Here is a 449-nt window from a genome sequence, read left to right on the forward strand (position 1 = left end):
AAGTCTTACTGTTTGACGAGCCGACTACTGGCCTTGACCCGGCTTCGCGTCAAATGTTTTACGAAGTTGTGCGCGAACTCAATGGGCGCGGCGCAACCGTATTGCTCAGCACCCACGCACTGGCCGAGCTTGACGGCCACGCCGACCGCATCATCGTCATGAAAAACGGCGTGAAAGTTGCCGACGGCAGCATGGATGAGTTGCATGTTCAAAGCGGCCTGCCGCTGACCGTCAACGTCCGCTTGAAAGAAGCGCGCCCGTTGAGCGAGCGTTGGCATCCGCTTTCAGACGGCCTGTCATACCAAGCGCAATGTAAAGCAGAAGAGCGCATGGCTCTTTTGAGCGAATTGGGTGATTTGGGCAGTCTTGCCTACATCGATATCCACACGCCTACACTTGACGATATGTACGCGCAATTCTTGAAGAGGGAAGACGTATGAACCCCGTTT

At 55.0% G+C, this 449-nt stretch carries 1 protein-coding gene; it reads left to right on the forward strand.

Going from position 1 to position 449, the window contains the following annotated elements; genetic code table 11:
* Positions 1 to 440 (forward strand): AAA family ATPase (locus tag ACTHTY_RS11935; RefSeq protein ID WP_440367844.1); only part of this gene is annotated, 440 nt, incomplete at its 5' end.
* Between the last annotated feature and the right edge of the window lie 9 nt (positions 441 to 449).

The organism is Neisseria sp. P0019.S002, assembly GCF_051957155.1.
Lineage (GTDB): Bacteria > Pseudomonadota > Gammaproteobacteria > Burkholderiales > Neisseriaceae > Neisseria > Neisseria perflava.